This is a genomic window from Pseudomonas sp. 14P5.3.2 (assembly GCF_057799175.1).
The window spans coordinates 154,057-172,184 of sequence record NZ_JBYOKU010000011.1 but is presented as its reverse complement, the minus strand read 5'-3'; the positions used below and the strand labels follow the sequence as shown (position 1 = coordinate 172,184).

General features: G+C 60.1%; 19 protein-coding genes and 1 pseudogene. 6 read left to right on the top strand and 14 right to left on the bottom strand.

The features are described 5' to 3' along the window. Nucleotides 1–54: 54 nt before the first annotated feature. The 3 genes from AC27VU_RS12045 to AC27VU_RS12035 form a co-directional block, all read right to left on the bottom strand. A complete protein-coding gene (locus AC27VU_RS12045) occupies nt 55–390 on the bottom strand; it encodes a hypothetical protein (protein WP_103486103.1) in 336 nt (111 codons plus the stop codon). Between the two features lie 164 nt (nt 391–554). Next, entirely contained in the window at nt 555–1,640 is a 1,086-nt protein-coding gene (locus AC27VU_RS12040) for a polyamine ABC transporter substrate-binding protein (RefSeq protein ID WP_488724136.1), read from the bottom strand. 51 nt (nt 1,641–1,691) lie between these two features. Next, entirely contained in the window at nt 1,692–2,993 is a 1,302-nt protein-coding gene (locus AC27VU_RS12035; RefSeq protein WP_488724135.1) for an NAD(P)/FAD-dependent oxidoreductase, read from the bottom strand. 160 nt (nt 2,994–3,153) lie between these two features. Between AC27VU_RS12035 and AC27VU_RS12030 the strand changes: the two genes are divergently transcribed. Then, a complete protein-coding gene (locus tag AC27VU_RS12030; protein ID WP_488724134.1) occupies nt 3,154–4,038 on the top strand; it encodes a LysR substrate-binding domain-containing protein in 885 nt (294 codons plus the stop codon). On the opposite strand, the gene AC27VU_RS12025 is transcribed toward AC27VU_RS12030, so the two are convergent. Together AC27VU_RS12025 and AC27VU_RS12020 are read right to left on the bottom strand one after the other, a co-directional pair. Further along, the gene (locus tag AC27VU_RS12025) at nt 4,035–4,421 is read right to left on the bottom strand and encodes a c-type cytochrome (protein WP_488724133.1); all 387 of its coding nucleotides are present in this window, start codon (nt 4,419–4,421) and stop codon (nt 4,035–4,037) included. The genes AC27VU_RS12030 and AC27VU_RS12025 overlap by 4 nt on opposite strands. A 162-nt stretch (nt 4,422–4,583) precedes the next feature. Then, nucleotides 4,584–5,915 (bottom strand): aminotransferase-like domain-containing protein, encoded by a 1,332-nt coding sequence (locus tag AC27VU_RS12020; protein ID WP_488724132.1) that lies wholly within the window; start codon nt 5,913–5,915, stop codon nt 4,584–4,586. A gap of 91 nt (nt 5,916–6,006) precedes the next feature. On the opposite strand from AC27VU_RS12020, the gene AC27VU_RS12015 reads away from it, so the two are divergent. Beyond that, complete coding sequence (locus AC27VU_RS12015) at nt 6,007–6,900, top strand: DMT family transporter (protein ID WP_488724131.1); 894 nt, start codon at nt 6,007–6,009, stop codon at nt 6,898–6,900. A gap of 114 nt (nt 6,901–7,014) precedes the next feature. Here AC27VU_RS12015 and AC27VU_RS12010 read toward each other — a convergent pair whose 3' ends face one another. Then, a complete protein-coding gene (locus AC27VU_RS12010) occupies nt 7,015–8,460 on the bottom strand; it encodes a SulP family inorganic anion transporter (protein WP_488724130.1) in 1,446 nt (481 codons plus the stop codon). A 162-nt stretch (nt 8,461–8,622) separates the two neighbouring features. Between AC27VU_RS12010 and AC27VU_RS12005 the strand changes: the two genes are divergently transcribed. Together AC27VU_RS12005 and AC27VU_RS12000 are read left to right on the top strand one after the other, a co-directional pair. Next, the gene (locus AC27VU_RS12005) at nt 8,623–8,913 is read left to right on the top strand and encodes a DUF7693 family protein (RefSeq protein WP_003223884.1); all 291 of its coding nucleotides are present in this window, start codon (nt 8,623–8,625) and stop codon (nt 8,911–8,913) included. An 83-nt stretch (nt 8,914–8,996) separates the two neighbouring features. After that, nucleotides 8,997–9,542: a hypothetical protein gene (locus AC27VU_RS12000; RefSeq protein ID WP_488724129.1), complete on the top strand. Its 546-nt coding sequence runs from the start codon at nt 8,997–8,999 to the stop codon at nt 9,540–9,542. A 40-nt stretch (nt 9,543–9,582) separates the two neighbouring features. Here AC27VU_RS12000 and AC27VU_RS11995 read toward each other — a convergent pair whose 3' ends face one another. Together AC27VU_RS11995 and AC27VU_RS11990 are read right to left on the bottom strand one after the other, a co-directional pair. Continuing rightward, nucleotides 9,583–10,218 (bottom strand): hypothetical protein, encoded by a 636-nt coding sequence (locus AC27VU_RS11995; protein WP_003223880.1) that lies wholly within the window; start codon nt 10,216–10,218, stop codon nt 9,583–9,585. Between the two features lie 128 nt (nt 10,219–10,346). Next, nucleotides 10,347–10,805, bottom strand: coding sequence for a GNAT family N-acetyltransferase (locus AC27VU_RS11990; protein WP_488724128.1), 459 nt, complete (start codon nt 10,803–10,805; stop codon nt 10,347–10,349). Between the two features lie 141 nt (nt 10,806–10,946). On the opposite strand from AC27VU_RS11990, the gene AC27VU_RS11985 reads away from it, so the two are divergent. Then, nucleotides 10,947–11,588 (top strand): TetR/AcrR family transcriptional regulator, encoded by a 642-nt coding sequence (locus AC27VU_RS11985; protein ID WP_045122389.1) that lies wholly within the window; start codon nt 10,947–10,949, stop codon nt 11,586–11,588. 197 nt (nt 11,589–11,785) lie between these two features. Here the strand turns inward: AC27VU_RS11985 and AC27VU_RS11980 are convergent, their stop codons facing one another. After that, nucleotides 11,786–12,319, bottom strand: a complete 534-nt coding sequence (locus AC27VU_RS11980; RefSeq protein ID WP_488724127.1) for a cysteine hydrolase family protein — start codon at nt 12,317–12,319, stop codon at nt 11,786–11,788. A 66-nt stretch (nt 12,320–12,385) separates the two neighbouring features. Continuing rightward, nucleotides 12,386–14,113, bottom strand: a complete 1,728-nt coding sequence (gene ggt / locus AC27VU_RS11975) for a gamma-glutamyltransferase (protein ID WP_201138119.1) — start codon at nt 14,111–14,113, stop codon at nt 12,386–12,388. Nucleotides 14,114–14,263: 150 nt separating this feature from the next. Here ggt and AC27VU_RS11970 point away from each other — a divergent pair, with 150 nt between their 5' ends. Further along, nucleotides 14,264–14,779 carry a methylated-DNA--[protein]-cysteine S-methyltransferase gene (locus AC27VU_RS11970; protein WP_488724126.1) on the top strand — a complete coding sequence of 172 codons (516 nt, stop codon included), beginning with the start codon at nt 14,264–14,266 and terminating at the stop codon, nt 14,777–14,779. 126 nt (nt 14,780–14,905) lie between these two features. On the opposite strand, the gene AC27VU_RS11965 is transcribed toward AC27VU_RS11970, so the two are convergent. The 4 genes and pseudogenes from AC27VU_RS11965 to AC27VU_RS11950 all read right to left on the bottom strand — a co-directional run bounded on the left by AC27VU_RS11965 (nt 14,906) and on the right by AC27VU_RS11950 (nt 17,987). Continuing rightward, on the bottom strand, nt 14,906–15,496 hold the full coding sequence (locus AC27VU_RS11965; RefSeq protein ID WP_103521197.1) for an NUDIX domain-containing protein: 591 nt from the start codon (nt 15,494–15,496) through the stop codon (nt 14,906–14,908). Between the two features lie 132 nt (nt 15,497–15,628). After that, a pseudogene (locus AC27VU_RS11960) lies at nt 15,629–16,651 on the bottom strand (chitinase); the annotation flags it as partial. Between the two features lie 40 nt (nt 16,652–16,691). Continuing rightward, nucleotides 16,692–17,327 (bottom strand): lytic polysaccharide monooxygenase auxiliary activity family 9 protein, encoded by a 636-nt coding sequence (locus AC27VU_RS11955; protein ID WP_003223871.1) that lies wholly within the window; start codon nt 17,325–17,327, stop codon nt 16,692–16,694. Nucleotides 17,328–17,549: 222 nt separating this feature from the next. After that, nucleotides 17,550–17,987: a hemerythrin domain-containing protein gene (locus tag AC27VU_RS11950; RefSeq protein WP_003223870.1), complete on the bottom strand. Its 438-nt coding sequence runs from the start codon at nt 17,985–17,987 to the stop codon at nt 17,550–17,552. Nucleotides 17,988–18,128 lie beyond the last annotated feature (141 nt).

Below are 18,128 nucleotides of genomic sequence, written 5' to 3'. Positions count from 1 at the left end.
CAGCCCATAAAAAAGCCCGGCCTGATCAGCCGGGCTTTTGCGTTCAACCGCGGTTTACTGCGCGGTTTTCAGCTTGATCACATCACCGGAAATCTTGGTGGTGTAGCCGCTCAGAACCCATGCCCAGAACCAGTTTTCCTGAACTTGGGTATTGATCATGGCATCGCCGCCCTTGGCTTTGATGGCCGCAGTCTGCGCGCGCACGAAGCGGTTGTTCTGTTGGATCGGGATTACGCCGAACAGCATCAGACCGGTGGCGGTAGCTTCACTGTGGCCAATCACGGTGTATTGACTGCTGTCATATTGCTTGGTGTTCATCGGGGTGCCGGTGCAACCTGCCAGAACCACACCGAACAGTGCGGCGGCGACTACTTTGCTCAGATATTTCACTGCAAACTCCATGGGTGTTAGCCCGGGATCCATCTCTCGGGCGGCGCACACTCTACCGGAGGCAGTGGCTTTTTAGTATCAACCCCGACAAGTTTCATGAAGTGTGTCTGACACATACTCCGTGCAGGCGCTGGCGCCATCGCCCCTGCACAGGGTGGTTGCCATCAGGTATTGGTTTTCAATTTCGTCCACAGCCGCGTCGACAACCGCGCAATCGCCGCCGGCAGCTCTTCCACGGTGAACAACCGCTGCATCACGTCTTTGGGCGGGTAGATGGCCGGATCCTGCTTCACGTCCGCGTTGAGGTACTGATCAGCCGCCGCATTGGGATTGGCGTAATGAATGCTGTTGCTGATGTTGGCCACCACTTTGGGGTCAAGCAGGTAGTTCATGTAGGCGTAACCGTTTTTTTCGTGCGGCGCGCTTTTGGGCATGACCACCATGTCGAACCACAGCGTCGTGCCTTCTTTCGGGATCGAGTAGGCGATGTTGATGCCATTCCTGGCGTCCTTCGCGCTGGCCGCGGCCTGGACGATGTCACCATTGAAGCCGATCACCGCGCAGACGTTGCCGTTGGCCAGGTCGCTGATGTACTTCGAGGCGTGGAAGTACTGAATGTACGGACGAATCTTCAGCAGCGCCTGTTCGGCTTGTTTGTAATCCGCCGGTTCATGACTGTGCGCTGGCAAGTGCAGGTAGTTGAGCGTGATCGGCAGCACCTGGGTCGGGTTGTCGATGAACGCCACGCCGCACTGGCTCAGCTTCTTGATGTTTTCTTCCTTGAAGAAAAAGTCCCATGACTGCGTGACATCGGTGTTGCCGAAAATCGCCTTGATCTTCTCGACGTTGTAACCGATACCGGCCGTGCCCCACATGTAGGGATAGCCGTACTGATTGCCGGGATCGTTGACTTCAAGTTTTTGCAGCAGTACCGGGTCGAGGTTCTTCCAGTTCGGCAGCTGCGACCGGTCGAGTTTCTGAATCGCGCCGGCCTTGATCAGTCGCGACAGAAAGTGGTTCGACGGGCTGACCACGTCATAACCGGTGTTGCCGGTCATCAACTTCGATTCCAGCACTTCGTTGCTGTCGTGAATGTCGTAGGTGGTTTTGATTCCGGTGGCCTGGGTGAAATTGGCCAGAGTGTCCGGGGCGATGTAGCTGTTCCAGTTGGAAATGTTGACGGTTTCGTCGGCACAAGCGGCCGTGCTGGCCGCGAGCAGGACTGCCAGGGAAAGTGGGTTGATGCGCATGGTCTGTCACCTGTGTTGAGTGGCTTTTGTTGTTGTGCGGTAGGCGAAACTTCAGATTTCTGTTCTGGCCCTGAGTGCCTCCACGCGCATGCGAAGCATGGCACCGATGTCGAAAAAAGGTCGCGGCGGCAGCCAGCCGGGGTCGGCCCGTTGCATCACCGATTGCAGCAACGGTGAGTCGACGCCGCACGCCAGTTCCGCCAGCAAGCGTCCCCACAGCGTGCCGCGCGCCACCCCGGAACCGTTGCAACCGGCGACGGCAAACACGCCCTCTTCCACCTTCTGAAAAAACGCCTGACCGCTGCGGGTCGCGCTCAAGTGGCCGGTCCAGGTGTACTGGATGTCTTGCGCGCCGAGGAACGGAAAGCGTCGTTGCAGGCCACGTACATGATGCTCGCGGCGCAGCACCAATTCGCTTTCAGACAAATCGCGCGTGCGGTATTCGGCGGTGTTGCGGATCATCACCCGGCGGTCCGGGGTCAGGCGCACCGTGGCGCCCAGCGGCCGGGTCGACAGCACGCCCCAAGGCTCGACGGCGCCGATGGCCTGAAATTCCTCATCGCTGAGCGGCCGGGTGAGACTGGCGCTGAGTTCCATCGGGAAGGTCGCACTGTCATGAATGCCGACCCGGGGAATGAATGCGTTCAGACACACCAGCACCCGTTTGGCCTCGACGCTGCCACTCACCGCGCTGGCTCGCAGCCGGCCGTGGCTCGTGCGCACCAGACTGATGATGTCGGTGTGTTCGTAAACGCTGACATTTTCCGGCAGCGCATTGAACAGGCCCTTCACGTATTTGGCCGGTTGCAACAGCGCATTGCCGTTGCCGCACCAGATCCCCGCCGCGTAATGCCGGGTGCCGAGTTTCTGCGCCAGCGCATCGCCCTGGAGAAATTCTGCGCGGGCACCGAGGGCGCGTAAGGTCGCCAGTTTGGCGTCGACATGGCTGAGCTTGGCGGCGTCGCTGACGGCGAAGAAATAACCATTGTCGCGAAAGTCGCAGTCGATGGCATGTTGCGCGATGGTCTGGCGCACCGCATCGCTGGCGGCACGGGAAATTGCCGTGTCGATTTCGAACCCGGCAAAGCCTGGCGCGCCGATCAATTCACTGTCGGCCGGATGCTCGTGGGCCACGACAAACCCCGAGTTGCGCGCCGAAGCGCCCTGCGCCGCACGCTGGCGGTCAACCACCACGATGCGCGCCTGTGGGTGCATTTGTGCCAGGTTGTGCGCGGCGCTGAGGCCGGTAATGCCCCCGCCGATCACCAGCCAGTCGGCTTGTTGCGTACCGCTCAGGCGACCGCGCTGCGGCGAGCTGCCGGCCTGCGCGATCCAGCCACATACGTTTTCCATTGCTGACCTCATTCGACTGTCGTTGCACGGCTTGCCTTTGACCTTCGCTCATGCGTGAATCGCATGGAGAAAACGTAAAGTTCGCCGCCAGAGCTAAAATCTATAAGGTCTTGGCTGGCCCAACCAACGTTATAAAATCATCGAGCCATTCTGAAAACGCATGGATAAAATCCGCCACGTACCGTCCCTGCAGGCCATGCAGACGCTGGTTGAAGTCGCCCGTTGCGCCAGCTTCACCCAGGCCGCGCAACAGCTGTGCCTGACCCAAAGCGCGGTGAGCCGGCAGATCCAGCAACTGGAAAACCATTTCAACGTTGCGCTGTTCATCAGAACCAGTCGCAGCCTGCGCCTGACCCCCGAAGGCGAACAGGTACTGGCCAGCGCCGTCAGCATTCTCGACCAATTGAAAACCCTCGAAGAACGCCTCGTCCCGCAGCAACGCCCGTTCCGCATTCGTATGCATGTGTCATTGGCGGTGCGCTGGCTGCTACCCAAACTCAGCGACTTCTACCTCAGCCACCCCGAGGTCTCGCTGGCGATAGAAACCGTTGCCACCGAGGTGGTGGAACCGGCCAGTGACAGCGACGCCTACATTGTTTATCTGCCGCAGCCAACCAGTGACGCAGACTGCCTGACGCTGTTTGAGGAAACGCTGGTGCCCGTGTGTGCGCCGAGCCTGCCGCAGGCGCCTCGATCAGTCGCGGAGTTGCAGCGCTTTGCGTTGCTGCATCGCTCTGCCGATCGGCAGGCGTGGATCGAATGGCTGGCGGCCAATGGCGGCAAGCCGCTGGAAAGTTACCGGCACATTCCGTTCAACCTCGATGAGCTGGCACTGGATGCGGCGGCGCGAGGCTTGGGCGTTGCGGTGACGGACATGACGCTCGCGGCAGAGTCCATCGAGCGCGGGGTGTTGGTGGTGCCGTTCGGACCACCGCTGAAAACCGGCGGGATTTACGCGTTTTGCCTGCAACCGGCAGCGGCTTCGCATGCGGCGTGCACGGTGGTCATGCAATGGTTTTCCGCGCAGGCCGAGCAAAACATTTAGTTGGAGAATTGCTGCAGATACGCGAGCAAATTATCGATCTTCTCCTCGTCACTCAGACCCCAGAAAATCATCCGCGTGCCCGGCACCACGCCCTTTGGATCTTTCAGATACGCAGTCAGCGTTTCGCGATCCCAAGTCTTGCCGGAATTTTTCATCGCGTCGGAATATACGTAATTGGCCGAGGTCCCGGCGGGTCGACCGATGATGCCGTTGAGTTGCGGGCCGAACCCCGGGCGCGCATCCGGGCCGACCTGGTGGCAGCCGCCGCACAGGCGCGGGAAGATCTTTTCGCCGGCTGCCGGATCGCCTGCGGCGCGGGTGGTCGAGCTGAACAAAGCGGCGGTGGCGGTCAAGACAAGAAGCAATGCAGCGGTGTTTTTCATCGGGCGTTCCAGAACGGTGTGATGCAAATGAGGCAAGGCTATCACTTTGTGGCGAGGGAGCTTGCTCCCGCTGGGTTGCGTAGCGACCCCGGTATGGGCCTGCCATGCAGGCCAGCGGCAGCAAGCTCCCTCGCCACAGGTTTTTTTCACAGCAGGTGCTTTTTACAGGTAAGCGCCGATGACCTTTCTGACGGTGATCAATGCCTGACGCAGGACATCCATCGGCACCGAACCCAACGCCAGCCGAATCGCATGCGGCACATGCGCCGATACGGCGAACGGCTCGGCGGTGGTCACCGAAATCTGCTGGTGCATCAACTCCACCACAATCTGATCGGCGCGTACGTCTTCCGGCAGTGGCAGCCACAGGAAATAGGAGGATGGATGGCCGATGCAGGTCAGCCCTTGCAGCAACTCGGCGGCCAGGGTTTGCCGGGCCTTGGCGTCGTCGCGTTTTTGTTGTTCGAGCAGGGTGACAGTGCCGTCGTCGAGCCAGCCGCAAGCCATCGCGGTCATCACGCCGGGGGTGTTCCAGGTGGTGGCGCGAATGATCCGTTCCAGCGCTGGCACCGTCTGCAGCGGCGCAGCAATGAAACCGACACGCAGCCCAGTGGCAATGTTCTTCGAAAGTCCCGAGACGTACACCGTGCGCTCCGGTGCCAGGTCGACCAGGGTACGCGGTGGGTTTTCCACCAGAAAGGCGTAGGCCGCGTCCTCGATGAGCGTCAGATCATGCCGTCGGGCGAGCGCGACCAATTGCTCGCGCTGCTCGATCGGCGTCACCCAACCCAATGGATTGTGCAGCGTCGGCATGCTGTACACGGCCCGCACCGAGCGGCTTCGACATAGCTTTTCCAGTGCCGCCAAGTCCGGCCCGTGATCACCGGGCGGGATCGCCACCACTTCCAGATGCAGCGCTTCGGCCAACACCTTGAAGCCGGAATAGGTCAACGCATCCGCTGCAATCACATTACCGGGTTTGAGCAACGCCATCAGCGTCACCGCCAACCCTTGCTGGGCACCGTTGACGATCAGCACTTGCCCGGCATCGACCTGCACCCCGCGATCCTGCAAATGCCGCGCAATCGAGGCGCGCTCATGCGGGCGCCCGGCGTGGGGCTGGTAACGCAGCAAGGCTTCCAGATCACCGGACAGGGCCAGTTGGCGTAACGTCGTGCGCAACAGATCGGCCTGACCGGGCAGCGATGGATAGTTGAAATTGAGATCGATCATGCCGACCGCCACGTCTTTCTGGTCGATGCCCTGCCCCGGCGACAACGAGGTTTCGCGCACAAACGTCCCGCGCCCGGTTTCGCCGCTGACCAGCCCCATCGCCTCAAGCTCGGCGTACACCCGCGACGCAGTAACCAGTGCCAGGCCTTCGTTGGCCGCCAGTTCCCGGTGGGTGGGCAGTCGCGTTCCGGGCGCCAGACGCCCCGCGCGAATGTCAGCGGCATAGGCGTCAACGAGGGTCTTGTAGCGCGAGCGCGACATGTCGGATGTATCCATGACAATTATTTGATTGTGCTGATTCTCGGCTCCAGGATGGCTCGAAAGCAACCCCACCCTTTGAGCGCGACCTTCTATGGAACGGACTTCGAACCCGGTTAACCCGGCCCTGGAAAAAACCAGCGGCTGGATCAATGGCTTTATCGGCGTGGTGATCTTCAGCGGATCACTCCCGGCCACGCGTCTGGCGGTGCTGGAATTCGATCCGGTGTTTCTCACCGTGGCGCGCGCGGCCATTGCCGGGGTGCTGGCGGTGGTTCTGCTGTGGCTGTTTCGCGAACGGCGTCCGGCACGCGATCAGTGGTGGTCGTTGTTGGTTGTGGCGTTGGGTGTGGTGCTGGGTTTTCCACTGCTGACAGCATTGGCGCTGCAACACGTGACGTCGGCGCATTCGATTGTGTTTGTAGGATTGCTGCCACTGGCGACGGCGATTTTTGCCGTGCTGCGCGGCGGCGAGCGCCCGCGACCGGTGTTCTGGTTTTTTTCGATTCTGGGCAGCGCGTTGGTCGTCGGCTTTGCTCTGTCACAGGGGCTGACCGCCTCGCCCACCGGCGACCTGCTGATGCTCGCCGCGATTCTGGCCTGTGGCCTGGGTTACGCCGAAGGCGCGAAACTGTCGCGAGTCCTCGGCGGCTGGCAGGTGATCTGCTGGGCGCTGGTGTTGTCACTGCCGGTGATGGCGTTGCTCAGCCTGTACCTGGCGCCCGCCTCGTTCAGCCACATCAGCCTGTCGGCCTGGATGTGCCTGGCCTATGTGGCGCTGTTCAGCATGCTGATCGGCTTTGTATTCTGGTATCGCGGACTGGCCCAGGGCGGGATCGCAGCGGTCGGCCAATTGCAATTGCTGCAGCCGTTTTTCGGTCTGGCACTGGCGGCGACGTTGCTGCATGAACAGGTGAGTGTGGGGATGCTGGCGGTGACGTTGGGGGTGATTCTGTGTGTGGCCGGGGCGAAGAAGTTCGCCGGGTAGCTATGTTTGGAATCTCATCTGTGGGAGCGGGCTTGCTCGCGAAAGCGCTGGGTCAGTCAACTTGTGTGGTGAATGACACGCTGCCTTCGCGAGCAAGCCCGCTCCCACAGTTGATCAGTGCTGTTCGACGCCGGCGCGTTTCAACAGCTTCTTGCAGCGCTCGGACAGATGAAACACCTGCAATTCCTTCCCGGCCTTGGCGTAACGCTCACGCAAGGTCTTCAACGCGGCAATCGCCGAGTAATCGACAAAGCTCAAATGCCGGCAATCCAGGGTCACCCGCTCCGGGTCATTGGCCGGGTCGAACTGGTTGAGGAACGGCGTGGTCGAGGCGAAAAACAGCGTGCCGTGCAGGCGGTAGAGTTTGCTGCCGTCGGCTTCCAGATGCTCATCGGCGTACAACTCACGGGCCTGCTGCCACGCGAAGTTCAGCGCGGCGATGATGATCCCGCAGAGCACGGCAGTGGCCAGATCGGTGAACACGGTGATGGTGGTCACGGCGATGATCACCAGCACATCGTTAAGCGGCACTTTGTTCAATACCCGCAACGACGCCCAGGCGAAGGTTTGCTGCGAGACCACGAACATCACCCCCACCAGCGCCGCCAGCGGAATGCGCTCGATCAGCGGCGACAGAAACAGGATAAACAACAGAATCAACACACCCGCTACCACACCGGACAAACGCCCGCGCCCGCCGGAGCTGAGGTTGATCACGGTCTGGCCGATCATCGCGCAACCACCCATGCCACCGAACGCGCCGGAGACCACGTTCGCCGCACCCAGGGCGACGCATTCGCGATCCGGGTAACCACGGGTTTCGGTGATTTCGTCGGTGAGGTTCAGGGTCAACAGGGTTTCCAGCAGCCCTACCAACGCCATCAGAATCGCGTATGGGGCGATGATGCGCAGGGTCTCCAGGTTCCACGGGATGTCCGGCAGCGCGAAGCTCGGCAGACCGCCGGCGATGTGCGCCATGTCGCCGAGGGTGCGCGTTGGCAGGCCGAACAGGTAGACCAGCAGGCCCACGCCGAGGAGCGCCACCAGTGCCGGCGGCACCGCGCGGGTCAGGCGCGGCAGAATGTAGACGATGGCCATGGTCAACAGCACCAGCCCGGTCATCAGGTACAGCGGCGTGCCGCTGAGCCAGTGTTCGCCGCTCTTGAAATGCTCCAGTTGCGCCAGCGCGATGATGATCGCCAGGCCGTTGACGAAGCCGAGCATCACCGCGTGCGGCACCATGCGCACCAGTTTGCCCAGCCGCAGCAGCCCAAACCCCATCATGATCAGACCGCCGAGCAACACCGTCGCCAGCAGGTATTGCACGCCGTGCTGCACCACCAGCGCGACGATCACCACCGCCATCGAGCCTGCCGCCCCGGAGACCATCCCCGGCCGCCCGCCAAACAATGCGGTCAGCGTGCAAATAATGAAGGCGCCGTACAGGCCCATCAGCGGATTGAGGTGGGCCACCAGCGCAAACGCAATGCATTCGGGCAACAGGGCAAACGAGGTGGTGAGTCCGGCCAGGACATCGGCGCGCAGACGTTGTGGTTTCATGGCTTACCTGACTAAACGACCTGAGAGCGTGGCCGAGGGTGTTCGCGGGAGTAAAAGAGGGTTGCGGATGTTACGGAATTGTCCGGGATCGGGCCAGTGATCGCTGACACGTGTAGCCGTGCGATTTATCCTGACGCGCTTATGCCTCCACCGAGTATGACCATGACTGCATTGCTGACCGCCCGCGACGTTTGCCAGCGCTTGCGCGAGGCTGCGCTGGGTGTGCTGATGTTCAACCGATTAGAGGCGTCCGGTGCTGCCGGACTGGTTGCGGTCGATATCGAAGGCTGGCGCCTATTGCTGGATGTTGAGGGTGGGCGCTTGCATCACTGTGAACATTGCCGCTGCCCGGATGGCCGCGAATGGCATTTCAATAGCCGTTACGGCACCGACCCGGTGAATCTGCTCAGTACCTGGGAACTGGCGCAGATCGAAAATCTGTTGAAGCCCTGAGCACCTCACGGACAAAGTCGATTGCCCAATGATGGCACTCTGCCCATAATTCGCTCCCCTTATTCCTCACGCAAGGAAACGCCGTGAAAAAGTCTCTGTTGTTGATACCGATGCTGGCAGTGCTGCTGCAAGGTTGTGGCATGACCATGACCCGCTACGAGCCGAGCTTCGAAAACGTTCAAAAGCTCAAGCAGACTCCGCCCCTGCATGCTGTCAGCAATCCGCAGGTGACTGCCGAGTCCGGCGAAGGTTCGCTGTCAGTTCGAGCCAATCCGGTGCGCTCGCCGTCCGGCAGCATCCCGGCGCACATCCAGGACGCGATCACTGAAGAACTGCGCAAGGCCGGCCTGCTTGATCCGCAAGCTCAGCGTCAGCTGAAAGTGCTGGTGGTGAAGAACAATCTGTCGGCCGGCATGGGCACGGGCGAAGGCCAACTCGCGGCACGCTTCACCCTGCTCAATGGCCAGAATGTGGTCTACGACGCGACCAAGAATGTCAGCAGCCAGTGGAGCAGCAGCTTCTTCGGTTTCATCGCGATTCCGAATGCGGTCAACGCCTATAACCCGATGCTGCGTGATCTGCTGAAGGAACTGTACAGCGATCCGCAGTTCATCCAGGCCCTGAAGTAAGGGCAAAAAAAGAGCCGCGATTGCGGCTCTTTTTTTGGCATCAGGCCCGCGGAGTGCGGGTCTCGAGCGCCGAGTATTTCAGGGTATTGTTGTCGATCATCTGCTTGAGCAGCGCGTTGACCTGACGGGCGAAAGTGTCGTTGACCGCCGCCTTCGGAGTGTTGCCCATCAGCGGAATGAACCAGATACCGATCCAGGTACCGACCGCATCATGGTTGCTCGCGGTGGTCAGGGCCTGGCCTGTGCCGTCGACGGCTTCGAGGCTCATGGTGTACTGATCGGTGCCGTACGCCGGGATCACCATCAGACTGAAACCACTGATGAAGGCCAGCACCATCGAACCAGCATTCGGCGGATGGTTGTACATTTTCAGACGCAGGCTGTAGTCACCCGGCTGCTTCTGGAACTCGTCCAGGGTGACACGACCGAACAGACCCGAATCGGTCAGAATTTTTTGCAGCTCTGGTTTGAGCTGATCTCGCGCTTGCGGCACTTCTACGGCCGAAGTGCTTTTCGGCTCGCCCTGATAGAAGTCGAAGTCCACATACACGTTCGGTTTATTCGCGTAGCTGGCCATCGATGGCAGCTTGACCGGCGCGACTTCGTCTTTGGTGAAACTGGCACAACCACCGAGCGTGAGCACCAGGCCCAGCGCCACGATTTTCCCGAATTGCATGTTGTCTTCCCTATATGAACCGAGCCAAATGATAGCAATGAGCCTCCATTGCGGAGGCGGGGCGGATTCTAGAGAGAGCGGTCGCGTGAGGAAAGGCTGAATCGGAAAATTTACACAAAAAACCCCGCTCAACCCTGCCGCAAATCGAGCACGTAGGTGTAGTAACCGGTATCGCGTACATAACCTAGCGATTCATACAAACCCTGTGCAGTGAAGTTGTCGGTGGCGGTTTCCAGCACCAGCCCCTTGGCGCCAGTCTGCAGCGCAAAGTCCCGCGCCGTGTTCATCAGCAATCTGCCCACTCCACGGCCACGAGCAGCGGGCGCGGTGAACAAATCGCTGAGCAACCAGGTGCGATGGGCATCTATCGAGGAAAACGTCGGATACAGCTGCACGAACCCCAGCGCTTCGGCGTTTTCATCCTGCGCGAGGAAAATTGCCGACTCGTTGCCGGCCATGCGTTCGGCGATGAAGGCGCGCGATTGCGCCAGGTTCGAGGGTTGCTGATAGAAACCGCGATAGGCGTCGAACAGTTGTGCCACCGCCTCCAAATCAGCCGCCGTAGCGCGCAGTGCCTTGATCGCCATGCTCCGTCCCCCGTTTTTTGATTATCGAACCAGCATAGCGCTCTCGAACGAGTTAGCTGGCCTCATCGCTATATAGTTTTGTATATTGCGAAACCGAATTTGCCAGTATCCGCCCATGCCATTCATTCACACCGTGTTCCCATGAGCGCCATTCGCGTACGCAACGAGCAATTGATCCTCGCCGCCGCCAGTGAAGAGTTCGCCGCCAACGGCTTCGACGCCACCCAGACCCGCGACATCGCCGCCCGTGCCGGCGTGCCCAAGGCCAACCTGTATTACTACTTCCAGACCAAGGAAAACCTCTATTCCAAGGTCCTGTTGGGGTTTGTCGAACCACTGCTGGAAGCCTCGGCAGCGCTGCGCGAAAGCGACGATCCGATGATCGGCCTGCGCGCCTACGTCGCCGCGCGCATCCGCATCGCTCGCGAACATCCGGCCATCGCCAAGGTCTTCAGCGGCGAACTGCTACTCGGCGGTCGCCAACTGCCAGACGAGTGCCGCGACCTGCTGCACGCCGAAGCCCGGCGCAACGTCGACTGCCTGCGCAGCTGGATCGAACGCGGCCTCCTGGCCCCGGTGGACCCGGAACACCTGATGCTGTTCATCTGGTCGGCGACCCGCACCTACACCAACATTGGCTGGCAAATGGGCTGCATCACCGGGCGCGCCGTGCCGCAGGATGAGGATTATCAGACGGCGGCGGAGACGATTACGCGGATGGTGCTGGAGGGCGTCGTGGCACCGAGGGCTGGGGAGATTCGTGGGGTTTTGTTTGCGACTTGAGGTGTTAGGGCTGCTGCGCAGCCCGGCGCGAGCAAGCTTGGTCGCCACAGGGGATTTGTGCTGGACATGGAATCCGTGAACACCATCAATCAATGTGGGAGCGGGCTTGCTCGCGAAGGCGTCGGATCAGCCCACACATGCGTCACAGGCCCACCGCTTTCGCGAGCAAGCCCGCTCCCACAGGGGTATTCGCTGGTTTAGAGAATGATCTCGGCTGCAGGTTTTACATCGACCCGGGCCGTGGCACCGGTCAGGTGCGCCAAGTCCTTGTTGTGTTCGGCGATGATGTCTTCGGCGCTCATGTTGCCGTTGTCTAGGGTGGAATGGGCGTCCGCGGCAAGCACCACGTCGTAGCCCAGTTCATGCGCCTTGCGCACGGTGGCGTTGACGCAGTAGTCGGTTTGCAGGCCGCAGATGATCAGGCGCTCGAAGTCTTCGCTGGGCAGCAGTTTGCCCAGGTCGGTCTGGTAGAACGAATCCGGGGTGGTTTTGCGTACGCGTAGATCTTTTGCTTCAGTCAGCAGGCCTTCGGCCAGTTGCCAGCCTTCGGCACCGTGGGCCAGCGGGCTGCCCGTTTCTTCATGCTGAATCAGCACCACCGGCACGCCGGCCTTGCGCGCGCGGGTGCTGAGCTGGTTGATGGTATCGATCACGCGGTGGATGTCGAAGCACTGGTATTGGCCCGAGCAGAGAGCCTGTTGGACGTCGATGATCAGCAATGCAGTAGGCATGATGGGTCTTCCTTGATCGATCCTCGAAACAGGGGCGGACCTGAATCCGCCCCCTTTTTACGCCACTCAGTAACCCAGTGACAACCCGGTATTACGCCGTGGATCGTTGGCCCCGTAGAAACGGTTGTTACCCACCGGTTTACCGCCCAGAGACGGCGCACCGACCAGGATCGCGGCGATGTGGTTGGCATCCTGCGGGCCGGCAAATTTGTGGCCCCAGCTTTCGAGGATTTTCTTCGTGTCGGGACTGGCGGCGTAGTCTTCGAGGTTGGTCTGCTCGGGCATCCATTGCTGGTGGAAGCGCGGCGCGTCGACCGCTTCCTGCAGGCCCATGCCGTAGTCGATGACATTGAGCATGGTCAGCAAGGTCGCGGTGATGATGCGGCTGCCACCCGGCGTACCGACCACCATCACCACTTTACCGTCCTTGGTGACGATGGTCGGGCTCATCGACGACAGCGGGGTTTTGCCCGGGGCGATGGCGTTGGCCTCGCCCTGCACCAGACCGTACATGTTCGGCACGCCGACCTTGGAGGTGAAGTCATCCATTTCGTCGTTGAGGATCACCCCGGTCTTGCTCGCCATCACCCCGGCGCCGAACCAGTCGTTGAGGGTGTAAGTCACCGACACCGCGTTGCCCCACTTGTCGACGATCGAATAGTGCGTGGTGTTGTTGCCTTCATGCGGCGCGACGCCGGGTTTCAGTTCGGCGGAGATCCCGGCCTTCTGCGGCTGGATCGCGTTGCGCAGCTTGGTCGCGTAGTTCTTGTCCAGCAGATGCTCGATCGGATTCTTCACAAAATCCGGGTCACCCAGATAGCTGTTGCGATCGACATAGGCGTGACGCATCGCTTCGATCTGGTAGTGCATGCCCTGGGCCGAATGGAAGCCCAGATCCTTCATCGGATAGCCTTCAAGAATGTTCATGATCTCGCAGATCACCACGCCGCCGGAGCTTGGCGGTGGCGCCGAGACCACATGGTAACCACGGTAATCGCATTCAACCGGCGCCAGCTCGCGGGTCTTGTACTTGTCAAGGTCGGCCTGGGTGATGATGCCCTTGTTGGCCTGACTGGACGTGACGATGGCGTCGGCCACCCAGCCCTTATAGAAGCCGTCAGCACCTTTTTCGGAAATGGTGCGCAGGGTTTTCGCCAGATCCTTCTGCACCAGTTTCTGCCCGACCTGCATCGGCTCGCCGTTGTGGAGGAAGATCGACCCGGAATCACGCATGTCCTTTTTGAACACATCGGTGGCGTAGTCCAGCAGATCAACGTCGCCCTGCTCCAGCTCGAAACCGTCTTCAGCCAGTTTGATTGCCGGGGCGATCATTTCCTTGCGCGGTTTAGTGCCGTACTTGCTCAGCGCCAGCTCCATGCCCGATACGGTGCCGGGCACCGCCACGGCGAGGTGACCACGGGTGCTCAGGTCGGGAACGACGTTGCCGTCCTTGTCCAGGTACATGTTGGCCGTCGCCGCCAGCGGGGCTTTTTCGCGGAAGTCGAGGAAGGTCTTGCGCCCGTCCGCCAGTTGAATGGTCATGAAACCGCCACCGCCAAGATTGCCTGCCGCGGGATATACCACCGCCAGCGCATAGCCCACAGCAACCGCCGCATCCACCGCGTTACCGCCGTTTTTCAACACATCGACGCCGACATGGGAGGCCAGGTGCTGGGCGGTGACCACCATGCCGTTCTCGGCGGCAACCGGTGCCACGGAGGCGGCGTGGGCCATGAGGCAGCTCAGTGCCAGTGAAGTCGCAATCAGCGTTTTGGCCAAAGGTTCGTACTTCATGAGTCGATCTCTTTTTTGTTATTGGATGGTGTGCAGAACAGGGGGGAACGCTTTAAAGGCAACAAGCAGTATGGTCGCTATTGCGATTTGCGCCTCCCCGTTCAGGCAGTATGCTGGGCGCCGTTGCCGCGCCGATCCGGAGTTTTGCCCATGCCCTACACGTTCATCACCCTGCCCTCACCGGTCGGCGAATTGAAGCTGGTTGCGAACGGCTCTCGACTGGCGGCCATCCTCTGGGAAAACGACAAACCGGGCCGGGTGCGCCTCGGTCCGATGAGCGAAGCGCCGGACAATCCGCTGCTGCAGCGAACCGCGCAGCAGCTTGAGGAATATTTTGCCGGCACGCGTGATCGCTTCGACCTGGAACTGGATTTTGTCGGCACCGATTTTCAGAAAAAGGTCTGGGCGGCGCTGCTGACGATTCCATTTGGCGAAACCCGCACCTACAGCCAGATCGCCGAGCAGATCGGTAACCCGAGCGCCGTGCGCGCGGTGGGAGCGGCGAATGGGCGCAATCCGATTTCGATCGTGGCCCCGTGTCATCGGGTGATTGGCGCGTCGGGGAAGTTGATCGGGTTTGCGGGTGGGCTTGAGGCCAAGGAAAGATTGCTGACGCTGGAGGGAGGTGACTGGTCTGATGTCGGTAGAACAGGCGACCTGTTTTAACCTGTAAATGCCATTGTGTGGCGAGGGAGCTTGCTCCCGCTCCGGTGCGCAGCCCTGGCAAAAACCTGGGACCGCTGCGCAGCCCAGCGGGAGCAAGCTCCCTCGCCACAATGGATTGGCGCTGAATCAGGTGTTGAACAGATTATTCATCGCCGCATACTGCAGCAGCATGATGGTCTTGGCGTCGCAGATTTCGCCGCGCTGGAACGCCGCCAGTGCTTCGTCGAAACCCCACTCCAGCACTTCCAGCTCTTCGGTTTCCTCTTCCAGTCCGCCACCCTCGCTGACCTTCGACTTCGCGTCGTACTCGGCAATAAAGAAGTGCAGCTTTTCGGTCACCGAGCCAGGGCTCATGTAAGCCTCGAATACCTTCTTCACGTCATGCACACGGTAGCCGGTTTCCTCTTCGGCCTCATCGCGAATTCGCTGTTCCGGCGCGGCACCTTCCAGCAGCCCCGCTGCCACTTCGATCAACAAGCCGTCGTGGCCGTTGACGAACACCGGCAAACGGAATTGGCGGGTCAGCACCACGGTACGCTGTGCGCGGTTGAACAACAGGATCGCGGCACCATTGCCACGGTCGTAAACCTCGCGCGTCTGCCGCTGCCAGTCGCCGTTATTGCGCAGATAGTCAAAGGTGATTTTCTGCAACAGGTACCAGTCGTGGGACAACACCTCGGTGTCGACAATGTTGACCCGCTCGGCTGTCTTGATCATGACGCCAGATCCTTGTGCCATCGGAAAACGCCCATAGTCGATTAATCGCGCCCACAAAAAAAGCCCGGCAGCGCTACCGGGCTTCTTTATTTGCGATTAACGGGCGAGGTGCGATAACGCTTCATCCGTTTCCTGCTCTGCTGTGCGGACGCCGTGAATCAGCGGCCCATAACGCCGGCTGAACTCCCAGTTGTACGGCACGCGATCCTTGCTGACACCGTTATCCCAGTTCACCGACCAGGTCATCAGCCCTTTGATCGGCAGCCCTTTGATCGCCAGACGCTTGAGCGCATTGCCCACTGCGGTGCTGTCGATCACATAACCGGTGGCGGCCGCATCGACGTTGGCCGGCAGGCCGATGACGAATTTGTCCGCCGGGATTTTGGTGAAACCGCGGGTCCCGGTCACCAGACTTTCGGTCAGGTAATAGAGGAAGTCCTCTTTCAGCGCATCGTTGTTCTGCGCGATCCACGCGCCATTGCCGTTATTGGCTTCCGGCACCCAGACTCCGTCGCCGCCCTGGTTGTAGAACTGCGGGGCGATGAAGTCGTAATAGCCTTCGAGTGCCTGCAGGTAACCAACGTATTTGCCGTTGGTGGTCAGGTACGGAAACTCCGGGGCCATGCTGATGATGAAGTGCTTGCCCTGGCCTGCGTAGTGATCCTTGACCAGTTTCAGCGCGGCTGGCAGCACGGTCTTGTTGGCAGCGAAATCAATCGCGCTCTGTTCAAGATCGATGTCTAACCCATCGAAGCCGTAGGTTTCCACCAGACGGATGATTTCATTGGCCAGCGGTTGTTCCTGCCCGCTGCGCAACTCGATGTGTGCATCGGCGCCCCCCAGGGACAGCAGCACCGCCCGCCCCTGGCTGTTGAGTACGCCGACCTGACGCCGGAACTCGGCATCGGAGACGTTGTACGGCTTGAAAGTCGGAATTCCGCTGCCCTTCATGAACGCCACCGCGATCACGTTGTACTCCTTGGGCACGGCTTCCAGAGCGATCTCGGCGAATCGGCCCTGGCGATAGCCGTCACTCGGACCCGCTGGCCAGTTGTGCCAGAAGCCCATGAGTATTTTTTTGCCGGCGATGCTCGGCATCAGCGAGGCCGCGTCGGCCGCCTGGTTTTGCACTAGCGTGAAGTCGATATTTGACATGTTCTAATCCTTCAGAACCTGTGGGTTGAGCGTAACGCCGTTATTTGAAGTCGACGTCGAACGCCTGATAGAACGCGTTGCCGGTGTTGGCGACGATCCACATCAACACGATGACGTGACGACCCTTTTTATTGGCCGGCAATTTCACCGAATGATTGACCTTGGCCTTCAATTCCCCCGGATAGCTGTAATACGGCACTTGAGTGTAGAAGTCTTCGGCGAAAGGCTGCGCCTCGAGCTGTGCACGGGAAATCCGCTGTTTCGGATCCCAGCCATCCTTGGTGATCATCCAGCGATAGCCACGGGTGGTGTGCGGCGCGGTGTATTCCCACTTCACTTCCAGTGTCTGGCCCGGGGTAACGCTGAGCAGCGGCCAGTTGAACGGACGGTTGAGCTTCTTGCTCATTTCCTCGTCGGTGAAGTTTACGCAGTCACGGGCATCGGTCTTGCCGCCGCTGAGAATGTAACCATCGGCGGGCGGTGTGACGCTGTCACTGTCGCTGCCATAGGGAGCAGGAAAAGGCCCTGCCACGAGCGCCGGGAAGTTCTTGCCGCCTTCCATTTCGTTGACCTGCCAGGCACCGAGCAATCCTTGCTCGATGGCTACCGCACCGCGGCTGGCTGGAGAGGTGACGCGACCGTGTCGCAGTTGGGTTTGAGCTTGTGGTTGATTCATGTTTTTCACTCCGTTGATTTAAGAACTCTCCTGTCCGAGGAGAGGCCTTCAAGCTAACGGAGGTGGTTTTTTTGTCCATCGGCGGTTTTGTCGCAGGCAATCGATCGCCCGCATTGAAAACACCGAAAATACTGGATGGACATCCAGTCAATTGCGACAACACCCACCTGACGCATGGCTAAAGGCCTACACGCCGACACAGCAAAAACCTGCATTCACCACTCACTCCAGTTGTGCCTGGTATTCCTTTTCGTACTGCCCGGCAAGCTGTTCTTTTTGCTTGTCGTCAAGCAACTTGCCAGCCATCTGGAAGAACTTCTGTTCCTCTTCCTTGAGATGGTGATGAACCTTGTCCGAGAGTTTCTTGGCGGTCGCCAGCCACGCCGGACTGGACATCTCGGTCTCGTCCAGCTCTTCCATCATCTCGTCCATTTCATGGTGCTCGGAGATGGCATGGCGACTGAGGTCGACACCGTTGTCGAATTCCATCAGCGGGATGTAGAAGTGGCGTTCTTCGGCGGTTTCATGGGCCTGCAGTTCAGCCTTGAGCTGTTTGTAGGCCTCAACCCGCTCCGGAGTATCACCGCTGGTTTCGACCAGGGCTTTGGCGTAGCTGCGCTGGCGGTCATGGCTTTCGCGAAGGGCTTCGAAAATATTCATGGGGTGATCCTCATCAGTCGCGTTCGGAAATGACGCTGTAAAACCTAGACCCCGACGTCTCAGCGACGGTTCCAAAGGCTTGAGGAAGGACTTGGAGGACGCCCCCCGGCAGGATAGGCTGCGGATTCACCTCACAAGGAA